This window comes from Amycolatopsis sp. NBC_01480 (assembly GCF_036227205.1).
Classification (GTDB): Bacteria; Actinomycetota; Actinomycetes; order Mycobacteriales; family Pseudonocardiaceae; genus Amycolatopsis.
This window is the reverse complement of record NZ_CP109442.1, coordinates 6,248,900-6,272,592: the sequence shown is the minus strand read 5'-3', so window position 1 is coordinate 6,272,592 and position 23,693 is coordinate 6,248,900. Positions and strand designations below refer to the sequence as shown.

The 23,693-nt window shown below is 70.8% G+C and carries 24 protein-coding genes and 1 pseudogene; 13 read left to right on the top strand and 12 right to left on the bottom strand.

Going from position 1 to position 23,693, the window contains the following annotated elements; translation table 11 throughout:
* The first annotated feature begins 4 nt into the window (after nt 1-4).
* The 5 genes from OG371_RS30005 (at nt 5) to OG371_RS29985 (ending at nt 5,300) form a co-directional block, all read left to right on the top strand.
* On the top strand, nt 5-1,138 hold the full coding sequence (locus OG371_RS30005; protein ID WP_329073304.1) for an acyl-CoA dehydrogenase family protein: 1,134 nt from the start codon (nt 5-7) through the stop codon (nt 1,136-1,138).
* Nucleotides 1,135-2,091, top strand: coding sequence for an acyl-CoA dehydrogenase family protein (locus tag OG371_RS30000; protein WP_329058731.1), 957 nt, complete (start codon nt 1,135-1,137; stop codon nt 2,089-2,091). Before OG371_RS30005 ends, OG371_RS30000 begins: the two co-directional genes overlap by 4 nt.
* On the top strand, nt 2,088-3,104 hold the full coding sequence (locus OG371_RS29995) for an acyl-CoA dehydrogenase family protein (RefSeq protein WP_329058729.1): 1,017 nt from the start codon (nt 2,088-2,090) through the stop codon (nt 3,102-3,104). Before OG371_RS30000 ends, OG371_RS29995 begins: the two co-directional genes overlap by 4 nt.
* An 80-nt stretch (nt 3,105-3,184) precedes the next feature.
* On the top strand, nt 3,185-4,219 hold the full coding sequence (locus OG371_RS29990; RefSeq protein ID WP_329058727.1) for a fatty acid desaturase family protein: 1,035 nt from the start codon (nt 3,185-3,187) through the stop codon (nt 4,217-4,219).
* A 13-nt stretch (nt 4,220-4,232) separates the two neighbouring features.
* The gene (locus OG371_RS29985) at nt 4,233-5,300 is read left to right on the top strand and encodes an MBL fold metallo-hydrolase (RefSeq protein WP_329073303.1); all 1,068 of its coding nucleotides are present in this window, start codon (nt 4,233-4,235) and stop codon (nt 5,298-5,300) included.
* A 73-nt stretch (nt 5,301-5,373) separates the two neighbouring features.
* Here OG371_RS29985 and OG371_RS29980 read toward each other — a convergent pair whose 3' ends face one another.
* Nucleotides 5,374-5,832: a hypothetical protein gene (locus OG371_RS29980; RefSeq protein WP_091617800.1), complete on the bottom strand. Its 459-nt coding sequence runs from the start codon at nt 5,830-5,832 to the stop codon at nt 5,374-5,376.
* A 277-nt stretch (nt 5,833-6,109) separates the two neighbouring features.
* Between OG371_RS29980 and OG371_RS29975 the strand changes: the two genes are divergently transcribed.
* Nucleotides 6,110-6,364, top strand: a complete 255-nt coding sequence (locus OG371_RS29975) for a Smr/MutS family protein (RefSeq protein ID WP_329058725.1) — start codon at nt 6,110-6,112, stop codon at nt 6,362-6,364.
* A 2-nt stretch (nt 6,365-6,366) separates the two neighbouring features.
* Here the strand turns inward: OG371_RS29975 and hsaB are convergent, their stop codons facing one another.
* The 5 genes from hsaB to OG371_RS29950 are packed head-to-tail and all read right to left on the bottom strand — an operon-like array spanning nt 6,367 to nt 11,439.
* Nucleotides 6,367-6,903 (bottom strand): 3-hydroxy-9,10-secoandrosta-1,3,5(10)-triene-9,17-dione monooxygenase reductase subunit, encoded by a 537-nt coding sequence (hsaB, locus tag OG371_RS29970; protein ID WP_329058724.1) that lies wholly within the window; start codon nt 6,901-6,903, stop codon nt 6,367-6,369.
* A complete protein-coding gene (hsaC, locus tag OG371_RS29965) occupies nt 6,900-7,799 on the bottom strand; it encodes an iron-dependent extradiol dioxygenase HsaC (RefSeq protein ID WP_329058722.1) in 900 nt (299 codons plus the stop codon). Before hsaC ends, hsaB begins: the two co-directional genes overlap by 4 nt.
* Nucleotides 7,799-8,644: a 4,5:9,10-diseco-3-hydroxy-5,9,17-trioxoandrosta-1(10),2-diene-4-oate hydrolase gene (gene hsaD / locus OG371_RS29960; protein ID WP_329058721.1), complete on the bottom strand. Its 846-nt coding sequence runs from the start codon at nt 8,642-8,644 to the stop codon at nt 7,799-7,801. Before hsaD ends, hsaC begins: the two co-directional genes overlap by 1 nt.
* Entirely contained in the window at nt 8,644-9,819 is a 1,176-nt protein-coding gene (gene hsaA, locus OG371_RS29955) for a 3-hydroxy-9,10-secoandrosta-1,3,5(10)-triene-9,17-dione monooxygenase oxygenase subunit (protein WP_329058720.1), read from the bottom strand. The genes hsaD and hsaA overlap by 1 nt, the downstream gene beginning before the upstream one ends.
* A gap of 33 nt (nt 9,820-9,852) precedes the next feature.
* On the bottom strand, nt 9,853-11,439 hold the full coding sequence (locus OG371_RS29950) for an FAD-binding protein (RefSeq protein ID WP_329058718.1): 1,587 nt from the start codon (nt 11,437-11,439) through the stop codon (nt 9,853-9,855).
* Between the two features lie 100 nt (nt 11,440-11,539).
* Between OG371_RS29950 and kstD the strand changes: the two genes are divergently transcribed.
* The 6 genes and pseudogenes from kstD (at nt 11,540) to OG371_RS29920 (ending at nt 17,140) form a co-directional block, all read left to right on the top strand.
* Nucleotides 11,540-13,219: a 3-oxosteroid 1-dehydrogenase gene (gene kstD / locus OG371_RS29945; RefSeq protein ID WP_329058717.1), complete on the top strand. Its 1,680-nt coding sequence runs from the start codon at nt 11,540-11,542 to the stop codon at nt 13,217-13,219.
* Nucleotides 13,216-14,376: a Rieske 2Fe-2S domain-containing protein gene (locus OG371_RS29940; RefSeq protein WP_329058715.1), complete on the top strand. Its 1,161-nt coding sequence runs from the start codon at nt 13,216-13,218 to the stop codon at nt 14,374-14,376. Before kstD ends, OG371_RS29940 begins: the two co-directional genes overlap by 4 nt.
* Nucleotides 14,373-14,630 (top strand): annotated as a pseudogene (locus tag OG371_RS29935) (hypothetical protein); the annotation flags it as partial. The gene OG371_RS29940 and the pseudogene OG371_RS29935, both read left to right, overlap by 4 nt.
* 86 nt (nt 14,631-14,716) lie before the next feature.
* Nucleotides 14,717-15,742, top strand: a complete 1,026-nt coding sequence (locus OG371_RS29930; protein WP_329058713.1) for a ferredoxin--NADP reductase — start codon at nt 14,717-14,719, stop codon at nt 15,740-15,742.
* A gap of 9 nt (nt 15,743-15,751) precedes the next feature.
* The gene (locus OG371_RS29925) at nt 15,752-16,612 is read left to right on the top strand and encodes a MaoC/PaaZ C-terminal domain-containing protein (protein ID WP_329058712.1); all 861 of its coding nucleotides are present in this window, start codon (nt 15,752-15,754) and stop codon (nt 16,610-16,612) included.
* 60 nt (nt 16,613-16,672) lie between these two features.
* A complete protein-coding gene (locus tag OG371_RS29920) occupies nt 16,673-17,140 on the top strand; it encodes a riboflavin kinase (RefSeq protein ID WP_329058711.1) in 468 nt (155 codons plus the stop codon).
* A 22-nt stretch (nt 17,141-17,162) separates the two neighbouring features.
* On the opposite strand, the gene OG371_RS29915 is transcribed toward OG371_RS29920, so the two are convergent.
* From OG371_RS29915 to OG371_RS29890, 6 genes are all read right to left on the bottom strand, one after another.
* Nucleotides 17,163-17,747 (bottom strand): DUF5134 domain-containing protein, encoded by a 585-nt coding sequence (locus tag OG371_RS29915; RefSeq protein WP_329058710.1) that lies wholly within the window; start codon nt 17,745-17,747, stop codon nt 17,163-17,165.
* A gap of 148 nt (nt 17,748-17,895) precedes the next feature.
* On the bottom strand, nt 17,896-19,065 hold the full coding sequence (locus OG371_RS29910) for a lipid-transfer protein (protein ID WP_329058709.1): 1,170 nt from the start codon (nt 19,063-19,065) through the stop codon (nt 17,896-17,898).
* A complete protein-coding gene (locus tag OG371_RS29905) occupies nt 19,062-19,478 on the bottom strand; it encodes a MaoC family dehydratase (RefSeq protein ID WP_329058707.1) in 417 nt (138 codons plus the stop codon). The genes OG371_RS29910 and OG371_RS29905 overlap by 4 nt, the downstream gene beginning before the upstream one ends.
* A complete protein-coding gene (locus OG371_RS29900; RefSeq protein WP_329058705.1) occupies nt 19,475-20,383 on the bottom strand; it encodes a bifunctional MaoC family dehydratase N-terminal/OB-fold nucleic acid binding domain-containing protein in 909 nt (302 codons plus the stop codon). Before OG371_RS29900 ends, OG371_RS29905 begins: the two co-directional genes overlap by 4 nt.
* The gene (locus tag OG371_RS29895) at nt 20,380-21,552 is read right to left on the bottom strand and encodes an acyl-CoA dehydrogenase family protein (protein ID WP_329058703.1); all 1,173 of its coding nucleotides are present in this window, start codon (nt 21,550-21,552) and stop codon (nt 20,380-20,382) included. The genes OG371_RS29900 and OG371_RS29895 overlap by 4 nt, the downstream gene beginning before the upstream one ends.
* Nucleotides 21,549-22,616 carry an acyl-CoA dehydrogenase family protein gene (locus tag OG371_RS29890; protein WP_329058701.1) on the bottom strand — a complete coding sequence of 356 codons (1,068 nt, stop codon included), beginning with the start codon at nt 22,614-22,616 and terminating at the stop codon, nt 21,549-21,551. Before OG371_RS29890 ends, OG371_RS29895 begins: the two co-directional genes overlap by 4 nt.
* A gap of 147 nt (nt 22,617-22,763) precedes the next feature.
* On the opposite strand from OG371_RS29890, the gene OG371_RS29885 reads away from it, so the two are divergent.
* Nucleotides 22,764-23,681 (top strand): alpha/beta fold hydrolase, encoded by a 918-nt coding sequence (locus tag OG371_RS29885; RefSeq protein WP_329058700.1) that lies wholly within the window; start codon nt 22,764-22,766, stop codon nt 23,679-23,681.
* Nucleotides 23,682-23,693 lie beyond the last annotated feature (12 nt).

The window sequence follows — 23,693 nt, the reverse complement described above, 5'->3', positions numbered from 1 at the left end:
CGCGATGGACCTCGACCTCGACGAGCCCACCCGCCGGTTCCGTGACGAGGCCCGGGAGTGGCTGGCCGCGCACGTGCCGCGGTCGCCGTTGCCTTCGTTCGACACCGCCGAGGGTTTCGCTGCGCACCGCGAGTGGGAGGCGGAGCTGGCGGACGCGCGCTGGTCCGTCGTCTCGTGGCCGCGCGAGTACGGCGGCCGCGACGCGAGCCTGCTGGAGTGGGTGCTCTTCGAGGAGGAGTACTACGCCGCGGGCGCGCCCGGCCGCGTCAACCAGAACGGCATCTTCATGCTGGCGCCCACCCTTTTCTCCCACGGCACGCCCGAACAGCTCGCGCGGATCCTGCCGAAAATGGCGCGCTCCGAGGAAGTCTGGGCACAGGCCTGGTCCGAACCCGAGGCCGGCAGCGATATCGCGGCGTTGCGTAGCACCGCCACTCCCGCGGACGGCGGCTGGCTCCTCAACGGCCAGAAGACCTGGAGTTCCCGCGCCGCCTTCGCCGACCGCGCGTTCGGCCTATTCCGCAGCGAGCCCGGATCGACGCGCCACCACGGCCTGACCTACCTGATGGCCGACCTGCGCGCGCCGGGCGTGACCGTCCGCCCCATCCCGCAGCTCGACGGTGAACCCGGCTTCGCGGAGATTTTCTTCGACGACGTTTTCGTCCCGGACGAGGACGTCATCGGCACTCCCGGCAACGGCTGGCGCGTGGCCATGACCACCGCCAACAACGAACGCGGCCTGTCCCTGCGCAGCCCCGGCCGTTTCCTGTCCGCCGCGGACCGGCTGGTGTCGTTGTGGTCGTCGGCCGGCCGGCCGGAGGCGACGGCCGCGCGCGTGGCCGACGCGTGGATCGGCGCGCGGGCGTACCAGCTCTACACCTTCGGCACGGTCACGCGCCTCGCGTCCGGCGCCGAGCTGGGCCCGGAATCCAGCATCAACAAGCTGTTCTGGTCACACCTCGACGTGGCCCTCCACGAAACCGCCCTGGACCTGCTCGGCCCGGCCGCCGAACTCCGCGGCCCGTGGGCGGACGGCTGGCTGTTCTCCCTGGCCGGCCCCATTTACGGCGGCACGGACCAGATCCAGCGCACGATCGTCGCCGAACGCCTGCTCGGCCTGCCGAAGGGAGACCGGTGAGATTCGCCCCGTCCGCGGAACAGGAGGCGTTCGCCGCCTCCCTGGACGCCCTGCTGTCCACTCTGGACTGTGACACGGCCACCCGCGCCTGGGCCGGCGGTGATCACGGCCCGGGGCTGAAGATCTGGCGCCGCCTGGCCGACCAGGGCGTCACGGCGCTGACCACCCCGTCCCACCGCGGTGGTCTGTCCGAAGAGGACGGCACGGGCGCGACAACCGTCGACGCTGTTCTCGCCTTCGAGGTCCTCGGCCGCTTCTGCCCGCCCGGCCCGTGGACGGATTCCGCGGTGCTGCCCTGTCTGCTCGACGACGAGATCCTGGCCTCCACCGCGGCCGGTGAAACCCTTGTCTCGCTTGCTTTTCCGCCGCATCTCCCGTTCGCCTTGGACGCCGACATCGCCGACGCCCGTTTCCTCGTCGACGTCGCCTCGTTACGCGGCTTCACCCCCGGCGCTCACCTGGCCTCGCTGGACAGTTCCCGTCGCCTCTTCGTGCCCGTCCCCGGTGACGAACTCGGCCCCGCGCTCGACCCGGCCCGCGCGTTCGATTTGGGCGCTCTCCTCACCGCGGCGCAGCTCCTCGGCGCCGGCCGGCGGTTGCTGGAGATGTCCGTCGAACACGCCGGCCAACGCCGCCAGTACGGCCGTGAAATCGGCCGCTTCCAAGCAATCAAGCACCTGCTGGCCGAGGTCGTCACCGCGCTGGAACTGGCCCGGCCGCTGCTGCACGGCGCCGCCGTCACCGCCGATCCGGCCGACGTCTCCGCCGCCAAGGTGGCCTGCGGCGATGCCGCGCACCTGGCCGCCCGCACCGCCCTTCAGGTCCACGGCGCGATCGGCTACACCGCCGAGCACCCGCTCGGCCTGCGGCTCACCCGCGTCCGCGCGCTGACGACGGCCTGGGGCACGCCCGCCGTCCACCGGCACCGCGTCCTGGCGGCGATCGCGCCGTGACCCCGGAGCAGGACCAGCTGCGCGCCGGCGTGCGCAAGCTCCTCGAACGCGAGCCCGAGCCGTGGACCGCACTGTGCGCGCAGATCGGCGTCGCCGCGCTGACCGTGCCGGAACGCTTCGGCGGCCTGGCCGCCGGCTCTGCCGATGACAAAGGCGGAGGCGCGGGCATCACCGAGGTGCAGATCGTCGCGGAAGAACTCGGCCGCGTCCTGGCCGACGTGCCGTTCCTCGGTTCCGCTGTGCTCACCACCACCGCACTGCTCACGACGAGCGACGACAGCGCGTGCGCACGGCTCCTGCCGCAGCTGGCCGAGGGCGTCGTCGGCGCGCTCGCCTGGACCGGCGCGCACGGCCATTGGGATCCGCAGCAGCCCGCCGTCCAAGCTCAGGGCTCCACTCTCGACGGAAGCGCTCACTACGTCCTCGACGCCGCCGAAGCCGCCGTCCTCCTCGTCGCCGCGACCACCGAAGACGGCCCCGCTCTGTTCGAGGTCGATCCGGCCCACTCCGGAGTTCAGCGGATCGCCGTTGCCGGCATGGACGAGACGCGCCGTCTGGCCACGGTGACGCTCGACCAGGTCCCGGCCCGGCGGCTCGGCCCCGTCGATCTCGGCCGCGTGCGGGACGTCGCCTGCGCGGTCCTCGCCGCCGAGCAGGCCGGTGCCGCCGCGCGGGCCCTGGAGCTGACCGTCGAGTACACGCTGCGACGGGAGCAGTTCGGCCGTCCGATCGGGAGTTTCCAGGCGCTCAAGCACCGGATGGCCGATTTGCACGTCCTCGTCGAAACCGCCCGCTCGGCCGCCTACGCCGCGCCCGCGTCGTCCCGGCTCGCCGCGGTGGCCAAAGTGCACTGCAGCGAGGCCTTCGCCACGGTGGCCGCGGAGATGATCCAATTACACGGCGGCATCGCCGTGACCTGGGAACATCCCGCCCACCGGTACCTCAAGCGCGCGCACGCGACGGGGCAGCTGTTCGGGCCGCCGCAGCACCACCTCGCCCGCGTCCACCCCTAAGAGGGGTAGGGGCAACCCCCGCACCGCTCCTCGGGTGTGCAGGGTTCTGCCCGGCCCCGATCGCCGAAACACTCAACGAGGTGACCACAGAGAACCTCGTCCAGTCCGCCCCGGCCGGCTCCGGCAGCGACTTCGCCCGCTTGTCGCGGCGCATTGCCGACGCCGGCCTGCTCGCGCGGCGCCCCGGCTACTACACGTTCCGGATCACCCTCGTGACCGCGTTGTTCACCGGCGGCTGGGTGGCGTTCGCGCTCCTCGGCGACTCCTGGTGGCAGCTCGCGATCGCGGTGTTCCAGGCCTTCATGTTCGGCCAGATCGCCCTGCTGTCCCACGACCTCGCCCACCGCCAGGTGTTCCGCACCCGCCGCCCGACCGAGATCGCCGGCCGCATCGCGGGCAACCTCGGCGTCGGCATGAGCTACGGGTGGTGGATGGACAAGCACACCCGCCACCACGCGAACCCCAACCACGAGGAGCTGGATCCCGACGTGGACCCGGACATCCTCGTCTGGTCGAAGGACCAGGCCCGGGCCAGCCGCGGCGTGCCCCGGTTCATCGGGCGGTACCAGGCCTTCCTGTTCTTCCCGCTGCTCACCCTCGAGGGGCTGAACCTGCACTGGTCGGGCATCCGCTCGGTGGCCAAGCCCGGCTTGCGCGCCCGCGGCGTCGAGGCCGCCCTGCTGGCAACCCACTTCGTCGTTTACCTGTCCGCCCTGTTCATCGTGCTGCCGCCCGGCCTGGCGGTGCTGTTCTTCGTTGTGCACCAAGGGGTCTGGGGTGTCTACATGGGATCGATCTTCGCCCCGAACCACAAGGGCATGCCCACGCTCACCGGCCGCCCCGAGCTGGACTTCCTGCGCAAGCAGGTGCTCACCTCCCGCAACGTCCGCGGCGGCGCGGCGATCGACGTCGCGCTGGGCGGGCTCAACTACCAGATCGAGCACCACCTGTTCCCGAGCATGCCCTCGGTGCACCTGCGCCGGGCGCAGCCGATCGTCCGCGACTACTGCGCGGAGCTGGGCGTGCCCTACCTGCAGACCGGCCTGATCGACTCCTACCGGCAGGCGCTCACCCACCTGCATGAAACTGGGGCCCCTCTCAGGAAGCGTTCGTAGACTCGGGGACATGGTGAGGAAGACGGTCTCGGCACTCAGCGACTTCCCGGTGGCCTTCGGCGCGAAGGCCACCGGTGCGCGGGCCGAGCGCATGCGCCGGTCGCCTCAGTTCGCCGACGGCCTGTTCCACAACGCCTCCCCCACCCGGGCGTCACCCTCGCCTTCGGCCGCGGGCGGCATCCTGCGCGAGCTGCTGTTCGGTGAGAACCGGGCCCAGCGCAAGCCCGGCGGGGAGATCCCGCTCGTCGCGCAGCCGGTCGTGGAGTCCACTGACGGCGTCTACCTGACCTGGTACGGCCACGCGTCCACACTGGTGGAGATCGACGGCGCCCGCGTGCTGTGCGACCCGGTGTGGAGCGACCGGGTGTCGCCGGCCGCGTTCGCCGGCCCGCGGCGGCTGCACGCGCCGCCGGTGCCGCTGGCCTCGGTCGGCCGGGTGGACGCGATCGTCATCTCCCACGACCACTACGACCACCTGGACCTGGCCACCGTGCGCGAGCTGCTGGCCGCCCACGACGCGCCGTTCCTGGTGCCGCTGGGCGTCGGCGCGCACCTCGAGCGGTGGCGGGTGCCGAGCTCCCGGATCATCGAGCTGGACTGGAACGAGGAGGCCGAGGTCGGCGGCATCCGGTTTGTCGCCACCCCGGCGCAGCACTTCTCCGGCCGCGGAATCAGCAACGACAGCACGCTCTGGACGTCCTGGGTGATCGCCGGGCCGCGGCACCGCGTCTTCTACAGCGGCGACACCGGTTATTTCGACGGCTTTGCGAAGATCGGCGAGGAACACGGCCCGTTCGACGCCGCCTTGATCCAGATCGGCGCGTACGCCCCGCATTGGCCGGACATCCACATGACCCCGGAGGAAGGCGTCGCCGCGCACATCGACGTGCGGGGCGGGCTGCTGGTGCCGGTGCACTGGGCGACGTTCTCCCTCGCCATGCACCCCTGGGCCGAGCCCGCCGACCGCGTGTGGCGCGAGGCCAAGGCGAACGACCTGGCCCTCGCCGTGCCGAAGCCGGGCGAGCGGCTCGACGTCGCGAACCCGCCGTCGGTCGACGGCTGGTGGCAGACGCTCGGATAACGGCAAACGCGGAGCGGCCCTCTTGAGGGGTCGCTCCGCGCTGCTGTCGTTCAGTGGTGCGTCAGCGCCGGTGTCAGTGGAAGGTCAGCGTGGCGGAGTCCACGGTTTCCGAGCTGGGGCACAGCCCGCCGCCGCCGTTGGCGGTGAACGGGCCACCGGTGTAAGTCCGCGTCGTTCCCTGGCGGGAGAGCGACAGGCCGGTCACCTTGTACGAGCAGTTGATCCCGAGCACCGTCCCGGTGACGTCCACCTCGGCCGAGGACACCGTGCCGGCCGTGTCGTCGAAGGTGGCGGTCGGGTCGTTGGTCAGGCTCGCCACGATGCTGCCGCTGCAGCTCGGCTTGACGGTCGTGTGGTCGATGGTCAGCGTGTTCGGCGCCACGTCGCTGGTGGTCGCGTTGGTCCACGAGCAGCTCGAGCCGCCCACGGTGATGTTGCCGTCGACCTGGCCGGTGGCGGCATACGCGGGAACCGCAAGGAACATGGTCCCGGCGACAGCGGTGATGCCGACAAGCAAGCGGGTCGCTTTCATGTGGTCCTCCTACGGGGTTCACATCTTCGGCGGTTCCTCCGCCGCCGTGGTCCCGCTTGCCCGTAGAGGATCAAGAGAATCATGGGGTTCGGCGCCGTTGCTCGAACGTGAAGATGATTCATGACGAAGATGGTCGCATGGTTTGGACCAAGTAACAAAGCAGATAGTCATTTGTTAACCATCGCGTGACTGATCAACTTCAGGACTCGTGAGTGCTGAAGACGGTTAGAACCGGCATAAACACTCACGAGCCCGGCCGGGTGGCAGCCTGGAGCCCATGAAGCTGAAACTCGACCTGCACGACATCTACAACCACGGCGGCGAGATCGACCGGGCGCTGCAGGCGATCATCGACGAGGCGGTGGCGAAGAAGGCGCCGCTGGTCGAGATCATCCCCGGCAAGGGGTCCGGGCAGCTGAAGAAGCACGTGCTGCGCTTCCTGGAGCGCAAGGACATCAAGGCGCTGTATCACCGGATCGAAAAGGACAAGGACAACTTCGGCCGGGTTTTTGTCCACTTTCGCTGGAAATAACCCTATAACCAGTCGTCCGGCCGGGGCCAGGGCATGAGTGCCGCGAGGGCGTCCGGGACCGGCTCGGTCACGGTGTAGTGGCCGCGGTGGAACAGCAGCGGACGGGCGTCCGACGTCTCCCCCAGCTCGGTCACGCGGCCGACCACCACGAGGTGGTCGCCGGCGGTGTGCACGGCCTCGAGGGTGCAGTCCACCCAGGTCAGGGCGCCGTCGAGCAGGGGCGCGCCGGAAGGGGCCGGGCGCCATGGGACCGAGGCGAACTTGTCTGCCCCGCGAGCGCCGAACACGGCGCTGACCTCGCGCTGGTCCTCGGCGAGCACGTTCACCGCGAAGGAACCGGACTCGGCGAGCACCGGCCAGGTTCGCGACGTCCGCGCCACACAGAACAGCACCAGCGGCGGGTCCAGCGAAAGGGCCGCGAAGGACTGGCAGGCAAAACCGGCCGGTGCCGCCCCATCGTGTCCCGTGACCACCGTGACTCCGGTGCAGAAGTGCCCGAGCACCTCCCGGAACCGGAACGGGTCCAGCACCGCGGTCACGGGGCACCGACGGAAAAGTCGTGCCCCCACAACGAAACCGCCGTGCTCTCGCGGGCGATCCAGCTCTCGTCGTCGACCTGGCGGCCCTCGCAGCCGAACTCGACGTCGAAGCCGCCAGGGGTCTTCATGTAGAACGACAGCATCAGGTCGTTCACGTGCCGCCCGAGCGTCGCGGACATCGGCACCTTGCGCCGGAGCGCGCGGTCGAGGCAGAGCCCCACGTCGTCGGTTTCCTCGACCTCGACCATCAGGTGGACGATCCCGCTGGGCGTGGGCATCGGCAGGAACGCCAGGCTGTGGTGGCGCGGATTGCAGCCGAAGAACCGCAGCCACGCCGGTTCCCCGTCGGCGGGACGGCCGACGAGCTGCGGCGGCAGGCGCATGGAGTCGCGCAGCCGAAAACCCAGCACGTCACGGTAGAACGCCAGTGACGCGGCGTCGTCGTGAGTCGACAGCACCACGTGGCCGAGTCCTTGTTCACCAGTCACAAAACGGTGTCCGTACGGGCTGACCACCCGGCGGTGCTGGAGCGCGGCGCCGTGGAACACCTCGAGGGTGTTGCCGGACGGATCGTCGAAGCTGATCAACTCGTCGACCCGCCGGTCCGCGAGCTGTTCGGGCGTGCCTTCCTTGTACGGCACGGAAGCCGCGTCCAGCCGCGCGCGGACCTCGGCGAGCCCGGCGGCGTTCTCGGCCTCCCAGCCGGCCTGCGCCAAGCGGTCCCGAGTGCCCGGGAAAATCACCAGCCGTGCCGGAAAGTCGTCCATCCGAAGGTAAAGCGCGTCCGGATCGCTACCGGAGCCCTCGACCATGCCGAGCACCTTGAGGCCGTACACGCGCCAGGCATCGAGGTCGGTCGCCTCGATCCGCAGGTACGCCAGTGAGCGGATGCCCATCACGAACTCCCGAGAAAGTCGAGGGCGAGCCGGTTGAACTCGTCGAACTTCTCCAGCTGCGCCCAGTGGCCGCAGCCGCCGAACACGTGCAGCTGCGCCCGCGGAATCGTCTTCAGTGCCAGCAGAGCCCCGTCGAGCGGGTTGACGCGGTCCTCGCGGCCCCAGACCAGCAGCACCCGCTGCCGCAGCCGGTACGCCTCGCGCCAGAGCAGGCCTTCCTCGTACGTGTCCGGCTGCGAAAACGAGCGGCCCATCGCCCGCATCGCGGCCAGGGACTCCGGGGCGCTCGCGGCGGCGAGCCGCTCGTCCACCAGCTCGTCGGTCACCAGCGCCTGGTCGTGCACCATGATGCGGAGGAACGCTTCCATGCGCTCCCGGGTCGGCTCGGCGCCGAACCGCGCGAGGTAACGCACGCCTTCCGTCGGATCGGGCGCGAACAGGTTCAGGCTCAAGCCACCCGCGCCCATGAGCACCAGCCGGCCGGCCCGGCCCGGGTGGTTCAGCGCCAGCCGGACGGCCGCGCCGGCGCCGAGCGAGTTCCCGACTAGGTGCGCCCGCTTGATGCCCAGCTCGTCCATCAGCCCGGCGACGGCGTCGGCACTGTGCCGGAAGTACTGCGGATGCTCGGTCGGCTTGTCGGACCGGCCGAACCCGGGCTGGTCGACGGCGATCGTGCGGTAGGACTTGCTGAACACCGGCAGGTTCCGCCCGAAATTGCTCCACGCCGACGCGCCGGGGCCGCCGCCGTGCAAGAGGATCACCGTCTCCTCGTGTTCGGAGCCGGCCTCGTGGTAGTGCAGCTTCAGTCCACTTCGGACTTCGACGTACGCGCCTTCGGGGGCCATCACACCATCGCATTCTCGACGGGCAGCCCGAAGGCGCCGGTGCCGAACATGACGTACGCGCGCTCGGCGTCGTTCGCCGCGTGCACCCGGCCGGCGTGCGCGTCGCGCCAGAACCGCTGGATCGGCGTGCCCCGCTGGATCGCGCGGCCGCCCGAGTTCTCGAAGAGCCGGTCGATCGCGGAGATCGCCCGCTCGGTCCCGCGCACCTGGTCCCGCCGCACCCGCAGCCGCGTGCTGAACGGCAGCTTCTCGCCGCGGCACGCGTGCTGGTACAGCTCGTCGATGTTGTGCGTCAGCTGCAGCCAGGCCGCGTCGATCTCGCTGGCCGCCTCGGCGATCCGCACCTTCGCGAACGGGTCCTCTTTGGACTGCTCCCCCGCGTACGCCGCGCGGACGCGTTTGCCTTGGTGTTCCACGTGAGCGTCATACGCGCCCTGCGCCATGCCGATGATCGGCGCGGTGATCGTGCTGGGGTGCACCGAGCCGTACGGCAGCTTGTACAGCGGGCCCGGGTTCACTTCCTGGCCCGGCGTACGGCACTTCGACGTCGCCATGAAGCTCAGCGCCCGGTGCTGCGGCACGAAAACGTCCTCGACGACGATGTCGTTGGAGCCCGTCCCGCGCAGGCCGACCGTGTCCCAGACGTCGACGATCGAGTAGTCGGCGATCGGGAGCAGGTAGGTGCAGAAGTCCACCGGCTTGCCGCCGTCGAACGCCGGCCCGCCGAGCAGCACCCACGAGCAGTGGTCGCAGCCGGAGGAGAAGCTCCAGCGGCCGGACAGCCGGTAACCGCCGTCCACCACGGTCGCCTTGCCCATCGGGGCATAGGACGACGAGATGCGCACGTCGGTGTCCTCACCCCAGACCTCCTGCTGCGCCTGCGCGTCGAACAGCGCCACGTGCCACGGGTGGACGCCGAGGATGGAGGCGACCCAGCCCGTGGATCCGCAGGCGCTCGCGATGAGTTTCACCGCGGTGTAGAAGCTCACCGGGTCGGCTTCCACACCCCCGTAGCGCTTTGGTTGCAGCAGCTTGAAAAACCCGGTCTCCTGCAGTGCCTTGACCGACTCGGCGGATACGCGGCGCGCGTCCTCGGTCTCCTGTGCGCGGTCCCGCAGCACCGGGAGCAGGTCCCGGATCGCCGTGATCACCGCGTCGGCAGCCAGCTCGCTCATCGGCCGTCCCTCTCTCGTTCGACGAGTCCAAGACTAGAACACGTTCTCGTTTTTGTCGATACGGTCCGGCTCCAGCGCACTGTGCAATCCAGCCCTGCGACCGGAGAAAACGCAGTCGGCCAGCGACAGGCCACTGACGTAGGAGCTAGAACAGATTCCCACCGCGGTCCGACCGGCGGCGTACAGCCCGGGCACGCCGGCCACCGCGCCGGTGTCCTCGTCGACCACCAGCCCGCCGAGCGTGAGCATCGGGCACGGGTAACCGAGATTCGGCTTGACCGAGACGTCGATCAGCGAATACGGCGGAGTGTCCAGCGGGCGCGCGAAATCGGCCGGCTTGCCCATCGGGTCGGGCCCGCTTCGATAGGCCTCGTACGTGGCCGCGAGACCAGCCGGGTCGACGCCCGCGCGGCGCGCGACATCCTCGACCGTGGCGCCGGAGACGCGCCCCCGCTGCAGGAGATAACGCAGCTGCAGCCAGGCAAACCACTGTCCCTGCCGACGCCCGTCACGGCGCGCCTCGGCCACGATCGGCGCGTCGGCGAGCAGCCAGCCCTTGCCCTCGTGCGCGGTGATCATCCGCTCGCCGATCGCGGCGCCGTACCGGGATTCGTCGATGATCCGGTTGCCGGAAGCGTCGACGAGCAGGCCGCCGAGGAACGCCGCCGGCGGCGTGAGGAACCGCCACGCCGAGATGCGGCCCATTTCGGCGGTCCGCCCGCCGGCTTCGACGCCGAGGCGGATGCCCGACCCGTCGTCGGCCGAGGTGCCGAGCGCGAGGCCGCCGCGGTAGGCCGGCGCGTGCTCGCGCACCAGCTCCCGGTTCGCGATGAACCCGCCCGCGGCCAGGATCACGCCACGCCGGGCGGTGATCTTCAGCTCGCGCGCGTGCCGCCGTTCGAGCCGTTCGACGCGGCGGTGCAACGACTTTCGCAGCGACGGCACGTAAATCCCCGGCTTCGCGGAGTACGCCGCGAGGCGGGCGTGACGGGCACGCACCGAGCGAGGCGCGTCGCGGAGGCTCTTCACGACCACGCCGGTGACGGTGCCGTCCGCCGCCGTCACCAGGCTCTGCGCCTGCGTTTGCGGCAGGACCCGGATATCCCGGCGGCGCACAGCCTCGGCCAGGCGCGCCATGAGGAGCTTGCCCGAGGTCCCCGGCCCTTTGACGCGATGTCCGCGCGGCGCGGGTTTCGCCACCTCCCGGAACTTCCCCGAAGCCTCACTGCCGGAGTAGTACAGGTAGTGCTGGTCGCTGGGATAGGAGGTTTTGTAGGGACACAGACTGCCCTCGAACGGCACGCCCTGGGCTTCCAGCCAGGTGATCATGGCGGGACTCTCCTCGCAGAAGCGCCGCAGCGTCCGTTCGGAGACGATCTCCCCGGTCTCGAGCCGGAGGTATTCGTACATCGCGTCGACGGTGTCCTCGACACCCGCCGTGCGCTGCTGTTCGGTGCCACCGCCGGCGTAGACCACGCCGCCGCTGACCCGGCTGGCCCCACCGCCGGCAAAGCGGTCGAGCAGGAGCACGTCGGCGCCCGCGTCGGCCGCCTCGATGGCCGCGCACACCCCGGCCGCTCCCGATCCGATGATCACGACATCCGCGACGAGTTCGTCCATATCGAGCCACCCTAGAACTGGAACACGTTCTCGTCTATGGTGACAGAAGTGGCTCCGAACAGGCCAGTAACGCGCTATAACACGTTGCATGTGAGGTGGCATGGCGAGCGAGGAGTACGACGTCGTGGTGGTCGGCAGCGGCGCCGCGGGGATGACTGCGGCCCTGGCTGCCGCGCATCGGGGGCTGAGCACTGTCGTCCTGGAGAAGGCGGGCTGCTTCGGCGGCTCGACGGCCCGGTCCGGCGGTGGCGTCTGGATCCCCGGGAACCACGCGCTGAAGGCGGCCGGGATCGACGAGCCGCCCGAGCGGGCGCGCGAGTACCTGGAGGCGATCGTCGGCGAAGTCGTCCCGGCGGAGCGGCGTGAGGCCTTCCTGGCCCACGGGCCCGAGGTGCTGGAGTTCGTCAGCGCGCGGACTCCGCTGAAGTTCCGCTGGGTCCCGGGCTACAGCGACTACCACCCCGAGGCGCCCGGCGGGCGGCCCGGCGGACGGTCGGTGGAACCGAAGGCGCTGGACGGCAAACTGCTCGGCGCGGACCTCGCGCACCTCGAGCCGCCGTACAGCGCGCCGCCGCTGGGAGTGCCGATCACGCAGTCGGACTACCGCTGGCTGAGCCTGATCGCGCGGCACCCCCGCGGGATCGCCAGGGTGCTCGGGCTCGGCGCCCGGTGGCTGGCCGGGCGGCTGCGCGGGCAGCAGCTGCTCGCCATGGGGCAAGCGCTTGCGGCCGGGCTCCGGGTCGGGTTGCGGCGCGCGGGCGTCGACGTCCTGCTGAACACCCCGCTGCTCGACCTGCACACCGAGGACGACCAGGTCACCGGGGTGCTCGCCCGGCACAACGGCGTCGACACGCTGTTCCGCGCCCGGCGCGGGGTGATCCTCGCCTGCGGCGGCTTCGAGCACAACGAGGAGATGCGCACCAAGTACCAGCGCGCGCCGATCGGCACCGAGTGGACCGTCGGCGCGGTGGCCAACACCGGCGACGGCATCACCGCCGGGCTCAAGCTCGGCGCGGCCGTCGACCTGATGGACGACGCCTGGTGGGGGCCGTCGATGCCGCTGACCGGCGGGCCGTGGTTCGCGCTCGCGGAGCGGTCGCGGCCGGGCTGCCTGATGGTGGACATCCGCGGGCAGCGGTTCGTGAACGAGTCCGCGCCGTACGTCGAAGCGGTGCACGCGATGTACGGCGAAGGCGACGGGCCGGGTGAGCACATCCCGACCTGGCTGGTGTTCGACCAGCGGTACAAGGACCGCTACCTGTTCACCGGCATCGGGCCGCGCCAGCCCCTGCCCGGCCGCTGGTACAAGGCCGGAGTGGTGGCCAAGGCGGCCAGCCTCGCCGAGCTCGCCGAGCGCATCGAGGTGCCTGCGGACGCGCTGACGGCGACCGTCGACCGCTTCAACGGCTTCGCCCGCGCGGGGGTCGACGAGGACTTCCAGCGCGGCCTCAGCGCGTACGACCACTACTACGGCGACCCGCGCAACCGGCCGAACCCGAGCCTGGGCGAGCTGGTGAAGGCGCCGTTCTACGCGGTGAAGATCGTGCCCGGCGACCTCGGCACCAAGGGCGGGCTGCGCACCGACGAACACGCGCGCGTGCTGCGCGAGGACGGCTCCGTCGTCCCCGGGCTGTACGCGGCGGGCAACACCAGCGCGGCCGTGATGGGCCGTACCTACGCCGGGCCCGGCGCGACGATCGGGCCCGCGATGGTCTTCGGCTACCTTGCGGCCGAGCGGCTGGCGAACGAAGATCGGACCGGCATGGGAGGCAGGCAGTGACGCCACAGACGCAAGGATCCGAGACCGTCCGCACGATCGACGCCGGCACACCGCCCGCGCGGTTCGCCCGCGGCTGGCACTGCCTCGGGCTCGCCGAGACCTTCCGCGACGGGAAACCGCACGCCATCAACGCGTTCGGCACCAAGCTCGTGGTCTTCGCCGACTCGGCGGGCAAGCTGAACGTGCTCGACGGGTACTGCCGGCACATGGGCGGGGACCTGTCCCAAGGCTCGGTGAAGGGCGACGAGATCGCCTGCCCGTTCCACGACTGGCGCTGGAGCGGCAGCGGCAAATGTGTCTCGATCCCTTACGCCAAGCGGGTTCCGCTGCGGGCGCGCACCCGCTCGTGGCAGGTGCTGGAGGAGAACAAGCAGCTGCTGGTCTGGCACGACCCCGAGGGCAACCCGCCGCCGGCCGAGGTGGTGGTGCCGCGCGTGGAGGGCGCGTTCAGCGACGAGTGGAGCAACTGGACCTGGGACTCGATCTTGATCGAGAACGCCAACTGCCGCGAGATCATCGACAACGTCGTGGACATGGCGCACTTCTTCTACATCCACTACGCCTACCCGACGTACTTCAAGAACGTCTTCGAGGGCCACGTCGCCACGCAGTACCTCAACACCAAGGGCCGCCCGGACATGGGCATGGCGTCCAACTACGGCGGTGAGGACAACCTGCTGCGCTCGGAGGCCTCGTACTTCGGCCCGTCGTACATGATCAACCACCTGGTGAACTCGTTCCAGGGCTTCGAGATCGAGAACGTGCTGATCAACTGCCACTACCCGGTCTCGCCCACTTCGTTCGTGCTGCAGTGGGGAATCATGGTGAAGAAGATGCCGGGCATCTCGGACGAGCACGCGGACAAGATCGCGGAGAAGCTCGCCAAGGGCATCGGCATCGGCTTCCTGCAGGACGTGGAGATCTGGAAGAACAAGTCGGCCATCGACAACCCGCTGCTGTGCGAGGAGGACGGGCCGGTGTACCAGCTGCGGCGCTGGTACGAGCAGTTCTACGTGGACGCCAAGGACGTCAGCGAGGACATGACGCGCCGGTTCGAGTTCGAGGTGGACACGACGAAGGCGAACGAGGCGTGGTCGGCGGAGGTCGCGGAGAACCTGGCCCGGCAGCGCGCGGAGGCGGAAGAGGCCGGGGTGTGACTGCCGAGGTCACCGAGTTCCTCACCGCCGGGCTGCGGCCGCACGAGTGCCGCAGCTGCGGGACCTGCGTGCTGGTGAAGAAGAACAGCCTCAAGCACACCAGCATCCAGTGGACCACCGACGCCGCGCGCAGCTGCCCGGTATTCGCGGCGCACGCGGCGGCCGGCGGGCACACCGCGCTGCTGGACACCTGCGAGAAGCTGTCGGACAGCATCGCCGACGCGGTGCAGGACGGCACCCTGGGCCTGACTTCTGCCGCCGAGCAACCCGGCGGCGGGGTCGCTCCCGGACGCAGCCGCCCGGCCCAGGCGGCCAACGGCGTCGCTCCCGGTGGTGGGTCATGAGCGAGGCCGTCACGCTGACCGTCGCCGAGGTGGTGCAGGAGACCGAAGACGCGCGGTCGATCGTGTTCGAGGTGCCGGCCGAGCACACCGGCGCGTTCGCGTACCAGCCCGGCCAGTTCCTGACCCTGCGGATTCCCAGTGACCGCACGGGATCGGTCGCGCGGTGCTACTCGCTGTCGAGCGCGCCGCACGAGGGCCGGGTGCAGGTGACCGTGAAGCGCACGGACGGCGGGTACGGCTCGAACTGGGTGTGCGACGAGCTGCGGGCCGGGTCGGCCATCGAGGTGCTGGCGCCGTCCGGGGTGTTCTGCCCAGCGTCGCTGGAGGGGGACTTCCTGTTGTTCGCCGCGGGCAGCGGGATCACGCCGGTGATCTCGATCCTCAAGTCGGCGCTGGAACGCGGCCGCGGGCGCGTTGTGCTGGTGTACGCGAACCGGGACGAGAAGTCGGTGATCTTCGCGCGGGCGCTGGCCGAGCTGGGCGCGCGCCATCCGGAACGGCTCGTGGTGCTGCACTGGCTGGAAAGCCTGCAAGGCTTGCCGCGGCCCGGACAGTTGCGGGAGCTGGTGCGTCCGTACGCCGCGCATGAGGCGTTCCTCTGCGGTCCGGCGCCGTTCATGGCGGCGGCGAAGACCGCGCTGACCGAGCTGAACGTGCCGCGCGACCGGGTGCACGTCGAGAAGTTCCAGTCGCTGACCGGAAATCCGTTCGAAGCGAGCGCACCGGAGCCCGAAGCCGTCGATGCGGGCACCACCCAGCTGACCGTCGACCTCGACGGCGAGACGCGGCAGGTCGCGTGGCCGCGGCAGCGGAAGCTGCTCGACCACCTGCTCGCCGAGGGTTTCGACGCGCCGTATTCGTGCCGCGAGGGCCAATGCAGCGCGTGCGCGTGCCGGCTCGTCGCCGGTGAGGTGAAGATGCTGAACAACGAGGTACTGGACGCCGAGGACATCGCCGACGGGATCGTGCTGGCCTGCCAGTCGGTACCGTTGACCGACGAGGTTTCCGTCAGCTACGAGTAGGGAGAGCCCGTGCCCATCGACCCCGCGCTGGCCGTCGGCGCCGACCTCGGCGAGCTGACGTTCGGCTGGACGCCGTCCGACGTGCTGCTGTACCACCTGGGCCTCGGCGCGGGCGCGGACCCGGTCGACGAGCGGGAGCTGCGCTACACCTACGAGGACGACCTGCGGGTGATCCCGACGTTCGCCACCGTCGCGGCGAATCTGCGCACCTTCGAGCCGCCGAAGCTGAAGTTCCCCGGCGTGGACATCGACCTCGCCAAGGTGCTGCACGGCAAGCAGGAGATCGAGCTGCACCGGCCGATCCCGGCCGAGGGCAAGGCCGTGGCGCGCACCCGCATCGTGGACGTGTTCGACAAGGGCAAGGCCGCCGTGCTGGTGCAGCAGACCGAGGTGGCCGCCGCGGACGGGGATCCACTGTGGACAGCCCGGTCGAGCATCTTCGCGCGCGGCGAGGGCGGGTTCGGCGGCGAGCGGGGGCCGTCCGACCGGATCGCCTGGCCGGACCGCGAGCCCGACGCCGTGGTGGAGACGCCGACGCTGCCGCAGCAGGCGCTTTTGTACCGGCTGTGCGGCGACCGGAACCCGCTGCACGCCGATCCCGCGTTCGCCCGCGCGGCCGGCTTCGACCGGCCGATCCTGCACGGCCTCTGCACGTACGGCGTGGTGGCGAAGTCGCTGATCGACGCGTTCCTGGACGGGGACCCGGCGCAGGTCGCGTCGTTCAGCACGAAGTTCGCCGGCGTCGTTTTCCCTGGTGAGCGCCTGCGGACGCGGGTGTGGCGTGAGGACGGCCGGCTGCTGGTCACCACCACCGCGCCCGAGCGGGACGACGCGCCTGTGCTGTCCGACACAGTGCTCGTGCCACGCTGAGCACCGCGTCCGGGGATACCGTGAGCGGAACTGAAACCTCGCACACGAGAAGGACGGCGGATGTCGGACGAGCACGACGGCACCTTCTTCGTGGTACGCGGCCCGGTCGAGCCGGGTGACAAGCGCGGCCGCGAACTCGGGTTCCCCACGGCGAACATCGCCCTGCGCGACCAGAGCGGCCAGGTCGGCGACGGCGTGTGGGCCGGCTGGGTCGAGCGTGCGAACGGGACTTTCGTGGCCGCGGCGGTCTCAGTCGGCCGCCGCCCGACGTACTACGGCGCGGACGGCTACCGGCTCGTCGAGGCCCACCTGCTGGACTTCGCGGACGATCTCTACGGCGAGACGCTCACCGTCTGGCTCGGCCGGCACCTGCGCGAGCAGCAGAAGTACACGTCGGGGGAAGCCCTGGTCGAGGCGCTGGCCCTCGACGTGGCCGCGGCACGCGAGTGGGTCGCCGGTCATCCGGCGACCGAACTGCCTGCCTTGGGATCACCGCCACCGGACGGTGAAGTCCGGCGGCTGGGCTGAACTCAAAAGCTGATACCCGCCGTCACAGCGCGGCGAGCAGCATGTACCCCATACCCGCACCCATCACCGCGCGGCAGACGGTCCGCGACGTGAAACCCGGCGAGTACCGGCCGCGTGTGCGGACGGCCAGGAAACCCGACCGCACGGCGTCGGCCGCGAAGTAGACCGCGCCCAGGATCGCGAGGACCGGCAGGGCCAGCCCGGTGCCGGTGGACATGGTGAGCCAGGGGCCGTGGGTCATGTCGGCGTGCGGCATCGCGGTGACCAGGTAGAGCATCGCCGCCGCGGAAAGCGCGTGATGGCCGCAGCCCGCGGCATGAGGCCTCGAAACGTCACCGGCTTCGGCGCGAGAACGCCACCAGGCGAAGGCGAACCAGCCGGTGGTGAGGACGAGGATCGCCTGCCAGCCGGCCGCGGGGATCGGAGCGCCGACGGGCGACGCCATCGCGATCATGGCGACCACGAGCAGCAGCTCGGCCAGGTCGCCGTTGCGGACGGCGGGGCCGAGGTGCACGTAGTCGAGCCGGACCAGGCGCCGGACACACGGCAGCACGAGCACCGCGAAGACCGCGGTGAGCAGCCAGGCCACCACCACCGCCAGAGTCATGCGTAGCCTCACTCCGCGTTGCCGGACGGGATTCAACCGTGACATCCGGGTCCGGCCGGCGCCAGCCAGCAGAGGGGTGAAGCCGTTGCCCCACAAGAGTTACCGGTGCCCACACCGGGGCCGTACCGGGCCGGGGTATGGGTGACGCTCAGTCACTCGTCAAGACCAGCCCACTGGTCGGGACGCCGGTGCCCGCGGTGACCACCACCGAGGACGCGCCGGCCACCTGGTTCACGGCCGCGCCGCGGACCTGGCGGACAGCCTCGGCAATGCCGTTCATACCGTGGATGTAGGCCTCGCCGAGCTGGCCGCCGTGCGGGTTCAGCGGCAGCGCGCCGCCGAGGGAAAGGGTGTCGCCGGCGATGAAGCCCGGGGCCTCGCCGCGCGGGCAGAAACCGAGTTCCTCCAGCTGCATCAGCACGTACGGGGTGAAGTGGTCGTACAGCACCGCGACGTCCACATCGGACGGTCCCAGGCCGGACTGCGCCCACAGCTGCCGCCCGACCACGCCCATTTCGGGCAGGCCCGCGAGGTCGTCGCGGTAGTAGCTGGTCATCACGTACTGGTCCGGCCCGCTGCCCTGGGCCGCGGCCGCGACGACGGCGGGCGGGCAGCGCAGGTCGCGCGCCCGTTCCAGCGAGGTGACGACCAGCGCGACGCCGCCGTCGCTCTCCTGGCAGCAGTCCAGCAGGTGCAGCGGCTCGGCGACCCAGCGCGACGCCTGGTGTTCTTCCAGCGTGATCGGCCGGCCGTGGAACCAGGCGTCCGGGTTGGTGGCCGCGTGCGCGCGGTCGAGGACGGCGATCCGCCCGAAGTCCTCGCTCGTCGCGCCGAACTCGTGCATGTAGCGGCGGGCGACCATGGCCACCGTCGCCGCCGGGGTGGCAATGCCCATCGGATAGTGGAACGCGTTGTCGACGCCGGAGGAGTTCACCTGCCCGGCCGCCGCGGAGGACACCTGCCCGAACCGCTGCTCCGAGCGCTCGTTGAACGCCCGGTACGCCACCACGACGTCCGCGACGCCGCTCGCCACCGCCAGCGCGGCCTGCTGCACCGTCGCGGCCGCCGCCCCGCCGCCGTAATGGATCCGGCTGAAGAACGACAGCTCCGGGATGCCCAGCTCCCGTGCCAGCGCGATCTCCGCGGTGCCGTCCATGGTGAACGACACCAGACCGTCCACATCGGACGGTTTCAGGCCCGCGTCCGCCAGTGCGTGGGACACGCACTCCGCGGCCAGCCGCAGCTCGCTGCGCCCGGACTCCTTGGAGAACTCCGTCGCGCCGATCCCGGCGATGGCCGTCTTGCGTGAGAGCGTCACGAGGCACCTCCCGGCAGGGTCAGCGAAACCGTGCCCGTGACGTGCTCGCCGAGACTGTCCACAGCGGACACGGCCAGCTCGACGTCGGCGCCGTCACGGGAGACCACGCGCCCGGTGAAGGTCAGGGTCTCGTAGGCGTAACACGGCACGCCCAGCCGGATCTTGATCGAGCGCACCAGCGCCTCGGGCCCGGCCCAGTCGCCCACGAACCGCTGCACCAGGCCAGTGTCAGTGAGGATGTTGAGGAAGATGTCCTTCGAACCGCGGGCGACGGCGGCGTCGCGGTTGTGGTGCACGTCCTGGAAGTCACGGGTGGCGAGCGCTGTGCTGACCACAAACGTCGGCGTCGCCTCGATTGTCAACGGCGGCAGTTGCGCACCCACCGAAAAGTCCGGCTGCGTTGAATCCGTCATCGCGCCACCTTCCAGGCAGGCAAGGTCAGGTCGTCGTCCACGCGGACGAATGCGGCGGTCACCGGGAGTCCGATGTGGACCTCCTCGGGCGCGGCGTCCAGCAGCTCGGCCATCACGCGCACGCCCTCCTCCAGCTCCACCAGCGCCACCACAAACGGCAGCCGCTTGCCCGGCACCGCCGGGTGATGGTGGACGACGTAGCTGTACACCGTGCCGCGGCCGCTGGCCACGACGTAGTCCGGGACCGCGTCGAGTGAACCGTCCGGCGGCATCGGGCCCGGCGGGTGCCGCAGCGTCGTGCCCCAGCGCTGGATGCGCAGCTCGCCCGCTTTCAGGCCCTCCCAGAAGAACGCCGTGTCGCGGCTGATCACCGGCCGCAGCACCGGCGCCGCCGGAGCCTCAGCCGCCGGTGGCCGGAACTTCAGCACCCGGAACACCATGTCGGCCACCAGTTCCTCGCCGACGTACCAGTTCGTCCGGGTCGTGACGAACCAGCCTTCGCCGAGGCCGGTGCGCTTCGGGCCGGTGACGTCCTCGAGGATCGTGGTGGCCGCGAGCCGCTCCCCCGGCCGCAGGTACCGGTGGTAGGTCTGCTCGGAGTTCGTCGCCACCACGGAGGTGAACCCGGCGTCGTCGAGCACGGCCATGATCGCGCCCATCGGGTCGTCCTCGGCGCGGCCGCCGTGCAGGCCGGCCATCGTCCACACCTGCGCCATCGCGGGCGGGGCGACCAGTCCCTTGTGGACGCTCGACGCGGCGAACTCCTCGTCGGTGTAAACGGGATTGGCGTCGCCGATCGCCTCGACCCAGTTGTTCACCATCGCCTGGTTGACCGGGTCGCGCGCGTATCGGGGCGCGCATTCCCCCTGTGCGGCGATTTTCGCGGCGGCTTCCTCGATCGTCATCGCGGCACCCTCGGCAGTCCCAGTCCGGCGGAGGCGATCAGCTCACGCTGGATCTCGCTGACGCCCCCGCCGAACGTCAGCACCAGGTTCCGTTTCGCCAGCACGTCCAGCCACTCGGCGAGGTCCGCGGTCTCCGCGTCGGCGGGATCGCCGTGCCGTCCCACGATCTCGTCCAGCAGCCGCCCGATCCGCTGGATCCGCTCGGAGGAGAACACCTTGGTGGCCGAAGCGTCGGCCACCGCGACCGGCCCCGCCGACGCGGAAACCGCCACCTGCCAGTTGAGCAGCTCGTTCACGCGGGCCACCGCGAAGGTCTCGGCGAGCACCGCGCGCACGTCGGGCAGATCGAGCAGCGGGACGCCGTCCGGGGTGCGGCGCGCGGCCGCCCACGCCCACACGCGGTCGTGCAGGCCGCCGACTCGACCGGCCGGGCCGAGCATCACGCGCTCGTGGTTGAGCTGGGTGGTGATCAGCCGCCAGCCCTCGTTTTCCTTGCCCACCAGCATTTCCGCGGGCACGCGCACGTCGCTGTAGTAGGTCGCGTTCACGTGGTGCGCGCCGTCGCAGGTGATGATCGGCGTCCAGGAGTAGCCGGGGTCGCGCGTGTCCATGATCAGGATCGAGATGCCCTTGTGCTTCGGCGCGTCCGGCGCGGTGCGCACGGCGAGCCACACGTAGTCCGCGTCGTGGCCACCCGTGGTGAAGATCTTCTGGCCGTTGACGAGGTATTCGTCGCCTTCGCGCACCGCGGCGGTCCGCAACGACGCCAGGTCGGTGCCCGCGTCCGGCTCGGTGTAGCCGATGGCGAAGTGGATTTCGCCGGCAAGGATCTTCGGCAGGAAAAACGCCTTCTGCTCGTCGGTGCCGAAGGCCTGCAACGTCGGCCCGACCGTCTGCAACGTCACGGATGGAAGCTGGACATCGGCGCGCGAGGCCTCGTCGACGAAGATGTGCTGCTCGATCTCGCCGAAGCCCTGGCCGCCGTACTCCTTCGGCCAGCCGACGCCGAGCCGCCCGTCCCGGCCCATCCGCCGGACGATCTCCCGGTAGACGGTGCCGTGCCGCTCGCGCAGCATCGCGCGGCGCTCCTCCGGCAACACGAGGGTCGCGAAGTAGGTCCGCAGTTCCGCGCGCAACGCCTGTTGCGCGGCCGTCAGTTCGATGTTCATCCCGCCACCCGTTCGCCCAGTCGCGTGAGCCGGTGCGCCGCGCCCCCGACGGCCCGGGCCAGGTCCTTCACCGCCGAGGAATACCGGTGCAGCGGATACGTCTCGTCGACGCCGACGCCGCCGTGCAGGTGATGACAGGTGGCCAGGGCCGACGGCGCCTGCTCGGTCAGCCAGTAGGCGGCGATCTCGAGTTCGGTGTCCGCGTCGAGGCCCGCGGCCAGGCGCCACACCGCGGACGTCGCCGCGAGGTGGACGGTCCGGGAGGCGACGTAAACGTCGGCGATCTGCCCGGCCACGGCCTGGAAGGTGGCGAGTGGACGGCCGAACTGCACCCGTTCCCCGACGTACCGCGAAGTCAGCGCGAGCGCCCCGGCCAGCAGGCCGTCACCGAGGGCCAGCGCGCCGGCGAGGGCGAACCGGTGCAGCGTCGCGACAGCGTGCCCGGGCGTGCGGTCGCGGAGCAGATCGTCGTCGGTGATCCGCACGTGGTCGAGGCGGAGGGTGTACTCGGGCGCGCCGGTCGAGCTGCGGCCGCCGGCCAGCTCGACGCCGTCGGCCCGCGGGTCGACCAGCGCCACGGCCGTACCGCCGGGCATCGCGACCGGCGTGAGGATCCGGGCGGACTCGGCGGCCGACGGCACGCCGACCTTCACGCCGCTCAGCTGCCACTCGCCGTCGACGGCTTCGGCGACGGTGCCGGGCACGGCGGTCAGCGGCGCGGAAGGCTCGTGCATCGCCGCCGTGAGCAGGGCCTCCCCCGTCGCGACGGGAGGCAGAAGCGCTGCGCGCTGACGCGGACTGCCGAGCGTCTCGACCGGCAGCACGCCCAACGCGAGCGCGGCGTACGCGGGCACGGCGGCGGCAGCGCGGCCGACCTCCGTGAGCACCTGCGCGACCTCGGCGACGCCCAAACCGTCGCCGTCGAGGTCCGCGGGCAGCGCGAGCGCGAGCAGGCCCGCGTCCGCCATCGCCCGCCACTGCGCGGCCGGCTCGTCGGCCTTGGTGAGCACACGCGCGGTCAGCGCGGTGATCTCCGCCTGCGTATCGTCAGGGGTGAAGTCCACGCCGGGCCTCCCTCCGGATGCCGGAACTAACTGGAACACGTTCTAGTCTTAACCGGAACGGGGCGGATCGGCAACCCCCGGAAGCCTCGGCAACCGGGTACACAGAAGCGGAAGACGCCGTCGAACGAAGAGGGGCGCCGAGTCGACGTGGGTGCGGAACAGGTTCTCAAAGACGCGCTGGGTGACGTCGGCTGGCAGGCCACCCGGCGGCTCGCGACGATCCCGCCCACGGCCGGTGTGCCGGACCCCCAGCCGCTCTCGCTGCCCGGGCGCGGGCAGACCGTGGTGGTGGACGTCGGCCCGCGGCACGCGCCCGCGATCATCCTGCTGCACTCGGTCGCCTGTACCGGGCTGCTCACCTGGTACCCGGTGCTGGAGCGGCTCTCGGCGCGGTACCGCGTGGTGGTCTTCGACCAGCGCTGGCACGGCCAGGGGATCCGTTCGCAGGAATTCAAGCTGGAGGACTGCGCCGGCGACGTGGTGGCGGTGGCCGACGCGCTGGGCATCAACCGCTTCATGATCGCGGGCTACTCGATGGGCGGCATGGTCGGGCAGATCGTGGCCTACCAGGAACGTGAACGCGTGAGCGGGCTGGTGCTGTGCTCCACCGCGAGCAACTTCCGCCGCGGCATCCGCCAGCGCGTCGCGCTCGACCTGTTCGGCCGCACCCTGCACCTGATGCGCGACCAGGCGCGGATCGGCCTGGTGCCGGGAGAGCCGCGCCGGGAACGGCTCGCGCGCCTGGAAGACCACCGGTGGGCACTCGAGGAATTCCGTTCCACCAGCCCGTGGGCGATCGCCGTGGCGCTGGACGAGATCGGCCGGTTCGACTCGTCACCGTGGCTGCACACCCTGCGCCTCCCGACTTCGGTAGTCGTCACGACTCGCGACGGCTTCATCGCGCCCGCGCACCAGCGCTCACTCGCCCGCCGCATCCCAGGCGCGGCGACGTACGAGATCCCGGCCGGGCACACCGCGTGCGTGCTGGCGGCGAACCAGTTCGTGCCCGCGGTGATGGCAGCCTGCACGGCAGTGCACGCGGCAGGGACTCGTGAGTGTTTATGACGGTTCTAACCG

Coding starts and splice junctions, on each gene's coding strand:
- OG371_RS29900 (WP_329058705.1), bottom strand. CDS start 20,383: ATGACGATCGAGGAAGCCGCCGCGAAAATCGCCGCACAGGGGGAATGC.
- kstD (WP_329058717.1), top strand. CDS start 11,540: ATGGCGAGCGAGGAGTACGACGTCGTGGTGGTCGGCAGCGGCGCCGCG.
- OG371_RS29905 (WP_329058707.1), bottom strand. CDS start 19,478: ATGACGGATTCAACGCAGCCGGACTTTTCGGTGGGTGCGCAACTGCCG.
- hsaC (WP_329058722.1), bottom strand. CDS start 7,799: ATGGGCATCCGCTCACTGGCGTACCTGCGGATCGAGGCGACCGACCTC.
- OG371_RS29920 (WP_329058711.1), top strand. CDS start 16,673: ATGTCGGACGAGCACGACGGCACCTTCTTCGTGGTACGCGGCCCGGTC.
- OG371_RS29975 (WP_329058725.1), top strand. CDS start 6,110: ATGAAGCTGAAACTCGACCTGCACGACATCTACAACCACGGCGGCGAG.
- OG371_RS29950 (WP_329058718.1), bottom strand. CDS start 11,439: ATGGACGAACTCGTCGCGGATGTCGTGATCATCGGATCGGGAGCGGCC.
- OG371_RS29915 (WP_329058710.1), bottom strand. CDS start 17,747: ATGACTCTGGCGGTGGTGGTGGCCTGGCTGCTCACCGCGGTCTTCGCG.
- OG371_RS29980 (WP_091617800.1), bottom strand. CDS start 5,832: ATGAAAGCGACCCGCTTGCTTGTCGGCATCACCGCTGTCGCCGGGACC.
- OG371_RS30005 (WP_329073304.1), top strand. CDS start 5: ATGGACCTCGACCTCGACGAGCCCACCCGCCGGTTCCGTGACGAGGCC.
- OG371_RS29930 (WP_329058713.1), top strand. CDS start 14,717: ATGAGCGAGGCCGTCACGCTGACCGTCGCCGAGGTGGTGCAGGAGACC.
- OG371_RS29895 (WP_329058703.1), bottom strand. CDS start 21,552: ATGAACATCGAACTGACGGCCGCGCAACAGGCGTTGCGCGCGGAACTG.
- hsaD (WP_329058721.1), bottom strand. CDS start 8,644: ATGGCCCCCGAAGGCGCGTACGTCGAAGTCCGAAGTGGACTGAAGCTG.
- hsaA (WP_329058720.1), bottom strand. CDS start 9,819: ATGAGCGAGCTGGCTGCCGACGCGGTGATCACGGCGATCCGGGACCTG.